Below are 7,025 nucleotides of genomic sequence, written 5' to 3'. Positions count from 1 at the left end.
CCTTACGTGGCAACGTTTTCCAGCATTTCGCTCTAAAATCACCACATTTTCACTTTTGGACACCCCCGGGTATGATCATACTCACCCCTGTCTTACCCCCCTTAAAAAACGCGATCTTGGAAGTCAAAATTTTTCTTATTTTTCAATAACGTTGAAGAAACGCTTTTTTGCGGTTTTAACCGCTTCAACTACGGCATAAGAACTGCCACGCAAAAAAGAGACACTTTGCCCCAAATCAACGGCCATTTCTAAAGTCTTTTCCGGACCTTTTCCCGTTAAAAGGCCGTAAATAACGGCAACATCGAAAGCATCTCCGCATCCGAGAGGAAAATTTCCCTTTTTAGAGATATTTTTGGATATCTCAACGGTATCTTGGATATATTTACCGCCATTTTCACCGAGTTTCAAGAAAATCTCTTTAAATTTTGAAGGAGAGATGCTTTCAAATTCTCTTTCATTTGGGATCAAAACATCGCAAAGTGCTGCGTATTCTTTTTTCCATTCGAAAACAGGAGAAGGGTCGACAATAACTATTCCACCTGAGTTTTTCATCGCTCTGGCGTATTTTTCAAATGTGCTTCCTCCACATTCAAGAGTTGAAAAGAGAATCTTTGATTTGATCTCTTCGACCGGCGGATTCAAATTAACTCCTCTGTAGACTGCAAGTATCTCTGTTTCATTTCTGCAGACAAAGATACCGCTCTTACCATTCACATGTCTTAAATTTTCAAAGGGCCAATCATCTCCGGTGGCACAGTGAAAGGCCGATTTTATTCCAATTTCGCGTAATCCTGCAAAAACGTTGTATCCCGTGCCACCTGGCATTTCAATCACATCGTCTGCGTGAATTTGCCCGTAAAAAAGTACGTCTCTGAATGCACCGCCGACTATGTCTATCATGACTTTCTTGCACGTTTGATGGAATATCTTATTGCGGGAATCAAAAGGAATTGAATGACGATGCCCGGAAGTCCGAGGGCAAAACTCAATAAAATTGCTGTAAGTGGCTGAAGATGAATTCCGACCATGTAACCTATGACGTAATATCCGAGTGAATAAACCACTCCACCGGCCACTATGGAAATTGCAAGGTTAAGATAGACGTTCATACGACGCCTTTCAAATAAACCTGTAAGAATCCCATAAGTTCCAAGTTGTAAGGCCATAAAAATTGCAATGGGAGGCACCAAAGGTGGCATGCCAAAAATTACACTGCTCAAAAGCGGCAAAACTATTCCTACGGTTAGTCCCACCCACGGCCCTGCCACTATGCCGGTTGTGAGTGCCACAAAGTTCAGCGGACCAAAGATCGTTCCGAATTGCTGGCCTCCTATTGAGTGAATAACGACAGAAAGTACTAACCCCACAGCCAACAATACCCCTCCGTAAACAACAGATCTTGCCTTCAAATTAATCACCCCTTATTTGCATCTTTCCACTGTCTTTTACAACCCTTTTTTGAGTTTTGTAATCAACGTAAACTATACCAAATCTTTTTGAATATCCAAAAGACCATTCAAAATTATCCATTAAAGACCAGATAAAGCATCCCTTTAATTTTAAACCATCTTTGACTGCTTTTACAATCATCTCCTTTTGTGATTTAAGAAAATCGATCCTTTTTTTATCATGAACTTTGCCATTTTCAACCATGTCGGCACAATCGATCCCGCCTATTGTAAAGTACGTTTCCTTTAAATCGTAAGTATCTTGAAGATTTTTGAGAAATCCGTAAAAATCAAAATATGCATTTGTGTTATCTTGAGAAAGATTTACAGTACTTTTAAATCCGAGAGGATCATCTCTATCATATGATGCCGTACCTTTGGAGTAGTAATTTATGACGAAGTCGACCGGCATTTTTATCTCATCAAGGTCTTTTTCATATCCTTTCGGCATGTAAGCGTTTATAAGATAATCCATTTCTTTGGGATAAGATCCATTGAAAATCGGTTCAAGGAAAAGTGGATAATTAAAAAATGCATTTGCAATCTTTGCGGCATTCAAATCTTTTTGATCATCAGATGCGCTTTGATGATCTCTGTTGGAAAGAGTTATTCCTATCTTCCCATTTATGTTTCTTTCCCGAAAGGCTCTAACGGCATTTGAGTGAGATCTAAGTTGATTGTGAATGGCGGAAAAAGCGGCAAATATATCTTTTATACCCGGTGCGTGTACTCCGTACATATATCCCATAACTGCTATAACCCATGGCTCATTTATCGTGCTCCAGTATTTTACCCTGTCTCCAAGTCTTTGAAAAAGGTAATCGGCGTAGTCTCCAAACCAATTCGCCACGTCTCTGTTTGTCCATCCTCCAAGGTCTTGCAGCGCAGCGGGAAGATCCCAATGATACAGCGTTGCAAATGGAACAATTTCTGCCTTCAACAATTCATCGACGAGTTTATCGTAAAAATCCATTCCTTTTTCATTTACTCTGCCTTTGCCGTAAGGAAAAATCCTTGACCATGAAATGGAAAATCTGTATGCTTTGAATCCAAGCGATTTGATAAGTTGAACATCCGCTTTGTATCGATTGTAATGATCGCACGCTACATCGCCGGTGTCACCTTTGTAAATTGTACCGGGCGTATGCGAAAACCTATGCCATATCGAAGGACCCGATCCATCTGCTAAAGGTGAGCCCTCAATTTGATAAGCCGAAGTCGCAACGCCCCATAGAAAATCGTCTGATAAAATCTTTTCTGTCATTTCATGCCCTCTTTTTGCTTTGAAATATGCAAAAATATTTTTTCCAGAGCCACTTTTACCGTAAAATCAGGTATCAAAAGATCGGCCCCGACATCTTTGAGCCTCTGAAATTTTTTGAGATTCCATCCATATCCTTTCTTTTCATCTGAAGCGACACCAACAGTGAACGCGTCAAAGTTTTTCCCGACAGAGATTTCAACCGGTCCATCTCCAAAGATCACGAGTTCAGATCCATTGAGATTGTTTTTATCTATCAAGCGTTTTATAACCATCTCTTTTGTGTGTTCTTTGTAATCAGCTCCGACAGCGCCATAGATCCCTCCATCGAAGAAATATTTTATTCCAAGCAATTCAGATTCCTCTAAAACATCTTCCAGATCGGTTCCGGAAGCCGTCAAGATCTTTATTCCATGATTTTTCAAATCCGTCAAAAATTCATAAGATCCTTTTAGCAGATATTCATTTAATCGACCATTTTTAATTCTTTCTTTCACAACTTCTTTCAACCTTTGGTTGTAGATCTTTTTGTATTCCATTGGAGTTTTTATCTTATTCTCCGAGACAAAGCCATAATTTCTAACCATCTTTTCAAGATCCATCATCTGCAATATCGTCTGTTGCCCCGTTGTCCTTTCTATGTAATCTTCAATTTCTCTTTCAATTTTTAAAAAGTCTTCTTCAGGCAAATTTTTATCGCCAGTTATCTCTTCGATCATCATCTCTTTCATTATCGATTGCCATCCTTCTCTCAAAAGAGAAAGAGTGCCATCGAAATCAAACAGGGCAAATTTGAATTTGCCAGTATTTTTTGGATGATTCACGAATATCTTTTCTGATAAAACTTTCTCTACTTTAGGATCCGGAAGTTTTAGCACATCATCGATATCAAATTCTCCGGTTCCATGCTGACTAACACAAAGATTGCCTGCCTTAAGACCAATGACGGCTGATTTAACAAGATCGTTTCTACCATTTAAATATGTCACGACCATCGCGGCCATGAAAGCGTCTCCTGCGCCTGTAACGTCAACAACATCAACTGGCATCGAGAATATTCTGAAAAGTTCACCATTTTCAACGACGTATGCCCCATCCTCACTCGCTGTTATGACCAAATCGGATCTAAGCATTTGAGACACTTTTATGGCGTAACGCTGGACAATTATTTGCGGTGGTAAATTTGGAGCGTCAAGTAAGTGTGGATGAGATGCCATTTTTTCAAATTCTTTTAAATTTGGCTTGATTGTATACCCTTCAAAAGCGTACGGTCTACTTCTTGAATCGACAAAAAATGGTTTGAACATTTTCATTCTTGCCTTACCGAGTAAATCTTTAACTTCTTCTGTTATAACGCCAAGATCTGGATCATCCATCTGATCAAGGATGACAATGGTATCTGCCCATTCTAAACTTTGATTTAATTTTTGTAGAAGTTCATCTATTACCTTTTTACTTATCGATTCTGTTGGTAAAAGATCGACGCGCGGAAGATCCTCTTTGTTTGTTTCTGTATTTATGAATTTCGAATAAACCGGTGTAGGCCTGTCAGATGTGATTACCAAAAAATTCGTATCGACCTTCCTCGCTTTAAGTGCCCTTACAAGTTCAAATCCATTCCCGTCGTCTCCGATTGCGCTTACAATTCTCACATCCGCACCGAAAAGTGCGAAATCCTTCGCGACATTTCCGGCGGCGCCAGGAGCGAATGATTCCCTGATCGCGACGATAGGCCTTATTCCCGTCTCAAGGCTTGGAGATCCATAATTGGGATCGTAATAAAAATAACGATCGAGGAAAAGATCTCCTATGACAAGCACTTTTTTCATAGGTTATCAGATCTTTTCCATTATGAGTTTGTAAAGCGTAGGAAGAGTCAGATTTTGATCGCCCTTTATGTAATACCCTCTGCCGTTGAAGGCATTTGGAATTCTCACGACGATGGATTTTATGTCTCTGAAATAATAAGTGGGCTGATCTTTTTTACTCATCTGCGCATCGGAAATATTTGCCTCTCTTAGGTCAAAGTCTGCCGTGATTATTTTGTTTGGCGTCTTTCCGATATTGGCCGCTATCGAAAACGCCTTCAAATACGCCTCAACTCCAATAACCGCAGATCCTATAAGAAGGCATACGCCCCCATCTGTGAGTTTTGTAACTTCATTTGCGAAGATCAAAAAATCTCTGCCCGAACATCCACCGATGGCTTCTCCATCGAAATACTTTGTGGTATGGTAGATATCATCGCCTATCGCGCAATGTGCACAAAATGGGACATCATTTACAAAAGCGTTGTATTGAACGGAAATTTCTTTGTGTGGAAAATTCACTTTTTCTGGAAACGCTTCTCCAGCCATCAACCTTCCAATTGATTCTCCGTATCCTAATTTGAGTTTATTTCCGTGAATTAATGCGTTGTTTATGTATTTATTTGTTTCTTCGGCAAAGCCAAATAAACCTTTTTCAAGGGCATGTGGCACATTTTCAGATGTTTTTCCAGAAATAGCAAGTTCAAAGTCATGTATGGTAAACGCGCCGTTACTCGCAAAAGTGGTTATGATCTTTCGATTTATAAGATCGTTGTATATCGGAGACAGTCCATTTTTGACCGCGTGAGCGCCAGAGAAAACTATCACAGGCTTTCCATTTTTTCTCGCGTCGATTATCGCGTCGGCGACTATTCTAAGTTCTTTGGAATCATACATCAATGGATTATTCAAGATTCGTTTCAAATCGATAAGATTTTCCAAAGACACTTCACTTGGTCTTGTGAACAGCGAGTACGTCTTAACCTCACCAAGATCTACTATTTGATATTTTCCCTTGTATTCCATCATGATTTATCATCTCCAAACATTTCGTACTCGATCAACTGGCACAATGTATGACCAAGCAATATATGTGTCTCTTGAATGCGAGGAGTTTTATCCGAATCAACTTTGAATAACACATCGCAAATCTTCATTTCATCGCCATACCTTCCCGTAAATCCCACGGTAAAAGCCCCGATCTCTTTTGCTTTTTTCAATGCGCGAATGACATTGACGGATTTTCCGCTTGTGCTTATTCCAACAATCACATCTGTCGGTTTGACGTAAGCCTCAACTTGACGCTCGAAAAGATATTCAAAGCCGAAATCGTTCGGTATTTCAGTAAGAATAGATAAGTTAGACGCGAAAGATGCGGATTTTATCGGAGAACGGTTCATGTAAAACTTCCCCACAAGTTCGGCCGAAAGATGGGCCGCGTCCGCGGCGCTGCCGCCATTACCCATGAAAAATACGCCACCACCATTTTTTACCCTCTTAGCGATCTCAGATGAAAGATCGATTATTTGCTTTGAATAAGCCTTTACGAATTTCTCTTTGACGCTTACGCTTTCTTCAAAAGCGTCCGCAACGATTTTTTCAAGATCCATTTTTGCCCTCCTTTAGCGCTTTGTAAGCGGTTATCAAGGCTGAATAATCGCCTATACGCTCTCCAAGCGCCGATTTAACTATTCTGTTAACGGCGTTTGGACCATCGAGCGCTTCTTTTTTCACGATCTCTTTGGCCTCATCAATCCATATATCCGGAAGACGCAAACTCAAACTTCCGAGAATGATCCTGTCTGGATCTAAAATATCGAAGAGATTTGCCAATCCAATTCCAAGATATCTTCCGCTCCTTTTTAAAACCTCTATCGATTTTTCATCTCCCGACAATGCTATTTTAGAGATATCCTGGGCCGTTGTTCTTCTTGGAAAATAATCTGGAAAAAGGTATCGGGCAAGTTTAGCGATACCATCCCCACTACAGTAAGATTCCCACGATCCTGATTTTCCGTAAACTTCGGGTCCATCTTCTGCGATCCTTATGTGGCCCACCTCGCCTGCCATGTTAGATGATCCTCTGTATATCTCTCCGTTTATGATTATTCCGGCCCCAAGGCCTGTTCCAAGCGTAAGAAAGATTATATTTCTAAATCCTCTTCCCGCGCCAAGTTCGAATTCGGCGATAGCTCCAGCCTTCGCGTCGTGCTCGATTTTAACGGGACATTTAAAATGTTTCTTCATCTCATCGAGTAAATACACAGTTCCCCATCCAAGGTGTGGAGGGTTGTAGATTATCCCCTTTTCGGCATCTAAAGGCCCGCCCACCGATATTCCTATGGCATCGATAGGATGATTTATGCTGGAAAGGTAATTCAACAATCTTTCAAAAAAATCGGAAAAGCCCAGTTTGGGTTTTGTTGAAAATTCGTATCGATTTATGATTTCGAGTTTTTCATTTCCGACGACGATCGCCGTCTTTGTACCACCTATGTCGAGACCAAC

Annotated in this window: 7 protein-coding genes; all 7 read right to left on the bottom strand. The window is 40.5% G+C overall.

What is annotated here, in order from left to right; genetic code table 11:
• Nucleotides 1–135 precede the first annotated feature (135 nt).
• The gene (locus ACP5NR_RS08530) at nt 136–900 is read right to left on the bottom strand and encodes a carbohydrate kinase family protein (RefSeq protein WP_428006335.1); all 765 of its coding nucleotides are present in this window, start codon (nt 898–900) and stop codon (nt 136–138) included.
• On the bottom strand, nt 897–1,373 hold the full coding sequence (locus ACP5NR_RS08525) for an ECF transporter S component (RefSeq protein WP_428006334.1): 477 nt from the start codon (nt 1,371–1,373) through the stop codon (nt 897–899). The genes ACP5NR_RS08530 and ACP5NR_RS08525 overlap by 4 nt, the downstream gene beginning before the upstream one ends.
• A gap of 37 nt (nt 1,374–1,410) precedes the next feature.
• Nucleotides 1,411–2,712 carry a GH1 family beta-glucosidase gene (locus ACP5NR_RS08520; RefSeq protein ID WP_428006333.1) on the bottom strand — a complete coding sequence of 434 codons (1,302 nt, stop codon included), beginning with the start codon at nt 2,710–2,712 and terminating at the stop codon, nt 1,411–1,413.
• Nucleotides 2,709–4,538, bottom strand: a complete 1,830-nt coding sequence (locus tag ACP5NR_RS08515) for a PfkB family carbohydrate kinase (RefSeq protein ID WP_428006332.1) — start codon at nt 4,536–4,538, stop codon at nt 2,709–2,711. Before ACP5NR_RS08515 ends, ACP5NR_RS08520 begins: the two co-directional genes overlap by 4 nt.
• Before the next feature lie 6 nt (nt 4,539–4,544).
• Nucleotides 4,545–5,546 (bottom strand): hypothetical protein, encoded by a 1,002-nt coding sequence (locus ACP5NR_RS08510; protein WP_428006331.1) that lies wholly within the window; start codon nt 5,544–5,546, stop codon nt 4,545–4,547.
• A complete protein-coding gene (locus ACP5NR_RS08505; protein WP_428006330.1) occupies nt 5,543–6,127 on the bottom strand; it encodes a D-sedoheptulose-7-phosphate isomerase in 585 nt (194 codons plus the stop codon). Before ACP5NR_RS08505 ends, ACP5NR_RS08510 begins: the two co-directional genes overlap by 4 nt.
• A partial coding sequence (locus ACP5NR_RS08500) for an ROK family protein (protein ID WP_428006329.1) occupies nt 6,117–7,025 on the bottom strand: 909 nt, incomplete at its 5' end. The genes ACP5NR_RS08500 and ACP5NR_RS08505, both read right to left, overlap by 11 nt.

Source organism: Athalassotoga sp. (assembly GCF_049965695.1).
In the GTDB taxonomy this organism is placed as follows: Bacteria; Thermotogota; Thermotogae; order Mesoaciditogales; family Mesoaciditogaceae; genus Athalassotoga.
Note: the sequence above shows the minus strand (reverse complement) of the source record. Positions and strands in the feature narration are given on the sequence as shown.

Excerpts from the sequence above, each read along its gene's own strand:
- ACP5NR_RS08530 (WP_428006335.1), bottom strand. The coding sequence starts at position 900 with ATGATAGACATAGTCGGCGGTGCATTCAGAGACGTACTTTTTTACGGG.
- ACP5NR_RS08520 (WP_428006333.1), bottom strand. The coding sequence starts at position 2,712 with ATGACAGAAAAGATTTTATCAGACGATTTTCTATGGGGCGTTGCGACT.
- ACP5NR_RS08515 (WP_428006332.1), bottom strand. The coding sequence starts at position 4,538 with ATGAAAAAAGTGCTTGTCATAGGAGATCTTTTCCTCGATCGTTATTTT.
- ACP5NR_RS08510 (WP_428006331.1), bottom strand. The coding sequence starts at position 5,546 with ATGATGGAATACAAGGGAAAATATCAAATAGTAGATCTTGGTGAGGTT.
- ACP5NR_RS08505 (WP_428006330.1), bottom strand. The coding sequence starts at position 6,127 with ATGGATCTTGAAAAAATCGTTGCGGACGCTTTTGAAGAAAGCGTAAGC.